At 61.2% G+C, this 5627-nt stretch carries 4 protein-coding genes; 1 reads left to right on the top strand and 3 read right to left on the bottom strand.

Annotated elements, in window-relative coordinates; translation table 11 throughout:
* The 3 genes from JNL55_RS32175 to JNL55_RS32165 all read right to left on the bottom strand — a co-directional run.
* The coding region (locus JNL55_RS32175; RefSeq protein WP_293864341.1) for an amidohydrolase family protein at positions 1–330 on the bottom strand (330 nt) is incomplete at its 3' end.
* 2 nt (positions 331–332) lie between these two features.
* A complete protein-coding gene (locus tag JNL55_RS32170; RefSeq protein ID WP_293864338.1) occupies positions 333–1835 on the bottom strand; it encodes a serine hydrolase in 1503 nt (500 codons plus the stop codon).
* Positions 1835–5059, bottom strand: a complete 3225-nt coding sequence (locus JNL55_RS32165) for a TonB-dependent receptor (protein WP_293864335.1) — start codon at positions 5057–5059, stop codon at positions 1835–1837. The genes JNL55_RS32170 and JNL55_RS32165 overlap by 1 nt, the downstream gene beginning before the upstream one ends.
* Positions 5060–5221: 162 nt before the next feature.
* Here JNL55_RS32165 and JNL55_RS32160 point away from each other — a divergent pair.
* A partial coding sequence (locus JNL55_RS32160; RefSeq protein WP_293864332.1) for an RNA polymerase sigma factor occupies positions 5222–5627 on the top strand: 406 nt, incomplete at its 3' end.

Raw genomic sequence — 5627 nt, 5'->3', positions numbered from 1 at the left:
TGCGCGTAAGCGTCGGTCGTCGGACAAGAGCGCAGACGCGCGCCGCGACCGCCCGGCATCGGCGATATGCGCGTGCATGTCGATGAAGCCGGGGGTGACTACCTTGTTGCGCGCGTCGATGATTCGATCCGCTTTGGCATCATCGAAGCGCCCGATGGCCACGATCTCGTCGCCCTTGATGGCGATATCTGCGCGATAGCGCGGCGAGCCACTGCCATCGACGATCTCACCGCCGCGAATCAGCACATCGAAATGCCGAGGCGCCGCCGCGACGTTGAAACAAAGCATCGGCAAGCTCAGCAACGCTGAGACAATCAGGCTGAGTCTCATGGTTATCGCCGAGTGAAGCTAAACGGAGCGACTTCGGGCTCCAACGGCAACCGCAGCTCCGTCACCTTGCCGCTCCGGTCGGTAATGAACTGGGCCCACAGTTGCTCTCGGCGCTGGGTCGTCACACGAAAAGTATCGTGACTGTCATGCACCAACGCCAGGTCCAACGCATCGAAGTGCAAGTTCAGACCTTGATCGGCGACGTCCACCCGAATCGTGCCGAACGCCGGATGAAACCAATTTCCCGCATAGGCAGACAGCGGCAGGCTCGGCGGATTGGAAACGACAGGTTTCACCCGAGGTGACGGCTTTGGCGCCTTGGTCGGTGGCGGCAGCTCCGGCGGCTTCGGCAAACTGTCGAGATAGCCCGGCTCGGCCACGCCCAACAAACGATCGGTCAAGCGCACGGCAATGCGTTCGGCCAGCCCCCCGTTCAACACGACCACCGCCAGCTTGCGCTTGGGGAGCAGAATCAACTGCGACCTGAAGCTGTCGATGACGCCACTGTGCGAGAGCATCAGCTCGCCGCGATAAGAGCTTCTGAACCAGCCCAGCGCATACGTGGTGTCGGCATTGATGATTTGTGTTTCCGGCTGTCTCACCGGCACCACTGGACGAAACAACTCTTCGAGCTGCTGCGCCGATAGCACTTGCTTGCCATCCGCCGCCTTACCGCCATCCAGATACATCTGTGCGTACTTCAACAGGTCGTGCACTGTCGAGTTCACCGCGCCATTCGGGCCGATGCCGAACTGCTGATAGTCATAGAACGGAACCACTCGCAGCTGGCCCTCCGGCCAATCCGGCCAGCCATGCGCAGCCACATAGTTGCCCTGACGCACCGAATCCTTGGTCGCGGTATTCGAGCGATTCATTCCAAGCGGCACGAAGATTCGATCGTGCACCAGTTGCTCCCAACTCGACTCCGCCAGCACGCCCGACAAGTAGCCGGCAGTGACATACATCAGGTTGTTGTACTGGTAGCCCTCGCGGAAAGATTGGTTCGGCGGCAAATAGCGAATCCGCCGCACCAGCTCGGCACGCTGCAGATAAGTGCTCTGACGAATGAAATCATGCCGCGGCAGGCCGGAGCGATGGCTCGCCAGATCGCGAGCCGTGATCAGTTCGGTGGCCACCGGATCGAACATCTGAAACCACGGCAAGTACTCACGGATCGGCTGGTCCCATGCCAACTTGCCCTCGTCCACTTGCGAGGCCATTACTGCAGTCGTGAACGACTTGGTGATCGAGGCGATCGGAAAGATGGTGTCGGCATCGACCAGCGCATCCTTGCCCAGCTCACGCACGCCGTAGCCTTTGGCGAATACCACCTTGCCGTCACGAACCGCACCTACCGCGGCGTTCGGCACCTGCATGGCCCGCATGGTCGCCTCAACCTCGGCATCGAATCCTTGCAGCACGTCGCCGGACGCCAGCGACAGGCTGCTCTGAAAAACGAGCAGCCACAGCGCACATGGCCAGACCTTCCTCGCGGTGTGCTTCATCAGAGGCCGCCGAAGTCTTTACGCAGCGTCAGGTAGTAAGTCGCCAGGCGCGGATCGCCGAGACCGCTGTAGTAGTACAACGAGGACGCACTGATATCGACAGGCGGTTTGGTGTTGAACACGTTGCGCACGCCCGCTTGCACTTTCAGCCCATCCAGCAGACTGCCGAAGCGTCCTGAATGACTCACCCCGAACTGATAAGTAGCAACGACGTCGTGATACGTCTGAGCAGGCACTCGTCCGCCATCACCCTGCGCCAGGAAGATCGCGGAGCTCGAGGCCGAGGCCGGATTGGCGACGTAGTACGAAGACGAATATCGCGTCGTCCAGCCGAGCGTCCAGGAATGCAAGCTCCACGACACGCCCAAGTTGCCCTTCAAATCCAACGGCGTGTTGAGCGAAGAACCCCATCCCAAGGAGTCGACCACCGGTGCCGACGCCACCGTCTGCACATCCAGTTGGGTTTGCCAGGTGGCGATGGCGAAAAACTCGAACGTGCCTTTGCTGGCAGTGGGCAGCGTGTAGTCGAGCTGCACATCGTAAGCTTCCAGATTGGTGCTGGCGGCGTTGATGTTGGAACGATCGATGGCGATGATGGGGCCGGCCCAACCCGCCGGGTCGCCCGGCAAACTGGCACCGCGAGTCACACGGCCGGGGAAGTAGGCTTCGTTGTCCAGGATTTGCTGAATGGTCAGCGCGGTGATGTTGTCTTCCTTTTCGATCTGGGTGTAGTCGATCGACAGCCGCAAGCCTTCGAACCAGGTCGGCGTGAAAATCAAACCCGCGGACCAGGTGGTGGAACTCTCCGGCTTCAAGTCAGGACTGCTGCCCCAGGTGTCGCGAATCGGTGCCGATGGCGCCGTGCCACCACGACGCGGATCGCGAGCGAAGCTGATGTTCGCGGCAGGCGTCAGATTGGGAGCACCGAGTTGGCTGATATCCGGCGGCAGAAACCCCGTGCCCCAGCTGGCGCGAAACGCGATGTCGTCGATGGGACGAAAACGTAACGCAATCAGCGGCGAGAACTCCTCCGACTCATTACGAACGAAATTGAACGGCGCTGCCGAGGTCGCGCTCTCGGCACGAATCACTCGATTGGCGTTGACGCTTTGGTACTTGTCCCAGCGCCCGGCCAGTTGCAACTCCAGCTCCTGGGCCCAACGCACATCGGTCAGCGAGGACAGCAAGGGCACGCGCAACTCCAGATAGGCGCTGTCCACCTTTTGCGAACGCTCTGGATATAGGAACACCACCGCGCTGGGCTTCTGAATCACCGAGCTGGATCCGAAGTCCGTATCTTGACGCTCCAACAGCAACGACAACTGCGGTCGCCCCGCTGGCAGCGAACCGATCGGGCCGCTCAAACGCAGCGCTGGATTGTCGGTGGTGACTTCCAGCGGGGTCTGCAAGATGGTGAAGTCGCTCTCGATGTACTGCGACAGATTCACGCCCTGCGCATCGAACCCACGCAGCACATCGATGGTGCCGTCGGCCACCGCGGCATCGAATGCCGAGCCGAAATAAGGCTTGTTGTCTCGATAGGCGTACTTCGATTTGGACAACGTGTAGTCGATCGAGGATGTCCATCCGCCAGGCAGTTGCAGAATCACGCCGGCGCCGTAACGGTCGTACTCGCTGCTGTATTCCTGATATCCGCCGACCTGGTTCGACGACCAGGGAACGATGAGCGGCTGCTGAAAAGGATTGCTCGGCGCATCGGGCGCCACATTGGTCAGGTAGTCCGCCATGCCCCGTCCGCCGACACGGGCATTGTTCTCCGAATGCGAGATCTCAAAAAAGCCTTTCACCCGATCGCTGAATTCGTGGCGCACCGAGCCGCCGAAGTATTTCACCGGCGGGCCGCCGCCGGTCATGGCCGCGTTTGCGCCCTGAAACCCAGGGTCGGAGATGCTGGCGAGGCCGAGATTGTAGCGGCCGGCATTGGCCCGCAAAGCGGCGCCCCCATCCGAAGCAAAGCCACCGTAGCCCGGCGGTGCGGAGGTGAAGTAAGAGTTCAACGGCGTTCCGTCATCCAGCACCAGGTCGCCACCGACGCTGAGCAGATTGGTGCCATTGGCTTGCGGCAACATGAAACCCAGGTAGTCCGGATTGTTGGCGACGATGCGCGCCCGGCCCCGCTGCACCAAATCGCGCTCGTTGAACGCCAGGCTGTTGCGCTCGATGTAACTGCCATTCAGCAAGACGCTGGTCTTGCCTTCGAACAACGAGAAGCCGCTGGACACTTCGTAGCGCTTGACCGCCGAATCCGAATCGAAGCTGTTGTCATAGGTCACCGCTGCCTCGGTGCCCGCGTAGTCACGGCGCATGATGATGTTGATCACGCCACCGGTCGCAGAACCGCCGTAAACGGCCGAAGCCGTGGTCGGCAGGATCTCGATGCGCTCGATGGCGTTCATCGGGATGCCATTGATATCGGTCTGACCGGCGCTGAAGCCTGCCGACGTCGGCGCGGCCCGCCGGCCGTCGATCAGAATGAGCGTCTGCCCCATCAGGCCGCGAAGCGCGATCTGACTGCGATTGCCGGCGTTTTGCACGCCCGGCGACGTCGTCATGGCCGCATTCATCGGCAGGCGCGTCATCAGGAAATCATTCAAATTCGCGGCGCCGGCACGCTCGATGCTGGTCCGATCGAACACCACATAGGGCTGCGGATCGTCTTCGGTACGTTCGATGTCGGTGTTGAGCGATTTCTTGCCGAACACCATCACTTCGGGAATGCCTCTGACCGGCCCTTCGGCCGCGGCCTGCGCGGCGTCCGTACTGGCGGCGTCATTGGGGACGGCCTGCGCAAGACTGATGTTGGCCGGCTCGGCCTGAGTGAGCGAACTTGACGTCAAGTTGGGCGTCAAATTCGGTGCCCGGCTGGAGGTCGCGGCAATCGCGCTGATCCGCACCGTGCGCTGATTGATGAATTCGTATTGCAGCCCGGTCTGGCGCAGCAGCCGATCCAGCGCCTCGCGAGTCGACAGCTTTCCCGACACGCCCAGGCTGGTCACGCCATCGAGCGACACGCCCTCGGAGCGAAACAGCACTTGTAGGCCGGTCTGCTCGCCGAACGCCTGCAGCGCCTGGCGCACCGGTTGAGCCTTGATATCTAGAACAATCTCCGTCAGCGCAGTCGCTTCCGGCAGCACGGGCTCAGCATGCGCGGCCGTACACAGCATCGCCGCCACCGCGGCCCGCACCCAGATTGATCGTGTCATCGCAGTCCCCATGGTTTTCATTGTCGCCCAGGCACCGCCGAACAGTGCCTCCTGTACACTAAGTGCCATCTGCTGCCGCAAACCTTGGTAAAAATTAAAATCACACCAAGGAATGGCTCGCCAAAACACACTTACTTATTGGGTACCCAGAGAACTCGATGAATGCGTGAGCGCAAGCCGAAAGCACCTCCTAGCAGAGTTGCCCGCCTGACGGCGGCGGCCTTCCGCAAATACGCCGCTGATTTGCATCGGTACATCGAAAGACGGGTGCGGGAGCCGGAGGCCAGCGCCGACCTGACCCAGGAAATTTTCGAGCGCTTTTTGCAAGTGGACGATGCCGACGCGATTCGCAACCCGCAGGCCTATCTGTTCGGCATTGCCTCGCACGTGGTTCGCGAAGCCCGCTTTCGGGAAGATCGCAGCCTGGTGGCCTACGACTCGGACATGGTCGAGGAACTCGGCGATCAGCTCGCACACGCGTTACCGGACAACATCGCCCAGCGGTTGTCGCTGCAACAGGAGTTGCAAGATGCCGTACGCGAGCTCCCCATCATGCACCGTGCAGTAC

It is taken from the genome of Steroidobacter sp., from assembly GCF_016790065.1.
Taxonomy (GTDB): domain Bacteria; phylum Pseudomonadota; class Gammaproteobacteria; order Steroidobacterales; family Steroidobacteraceae; genus Steroidobacter.
The sequence above is the reverse complement of the archived record's forward strand: the minus strand, read 5'-3'. Positions and strand labels throughout refer to the sequence as shown.